The sequence below is a fragment of the Shewanella sp. S1-49-MNA-CIBAN-0167 genome, assembly GCF_040310145.1.
Lineage (GTDB): Bacteria > Pseudomonadota > Gammaproteobacteria > Enterobacterales > Shewanellaceae > Shewanella > Shewanella psychromarinicola.
Window position 1 is genome coordinate 1 of sequence record NZ_JBEOPO010000220.1, and the last position, 279, is coordinate 279.

The 279-nt window shown below is 41.2% G+C and carries 1 pseudogene; it reads right to left on the bottom strand.

Features of this window, described 5'->3' with window-relative positions:
* Nucleotides 1-244, bottom strand: a pseudogene (locus AAEZ00_RS21075) (deoxyribodipyrimidine photolyase); the annotation flags it as partial.
* Between the last annotated feature and the right edge of the window lie 35 nt (nucleotides 245-279).

Genomic DNA, 279 nt, shown 5'->3' on the forward strand with positions numbered 1-279 from the left:
CAATAGGGCTGTTCATTACTTGTTGCCAGTGTTGATCCCATGCCTGACGATTTTTTCGGCCACGAACTACAGCTCCAGTAGGCGACTGCTGCCAATTAACTTGCTGTTGATTACACCAGCGAGCAACCGTTTTATCGCGTTCAAAGCTGTTGTGTAAACCTATCTCTTGATGACTATAAATATTTTTAATTTCAAATGTTTGGGATATCTCATCTAGTAAGTCAATCATCGGCATACTGAACATATACACCTGTCCGTTAAATCGGAGCAGTTGTTGAT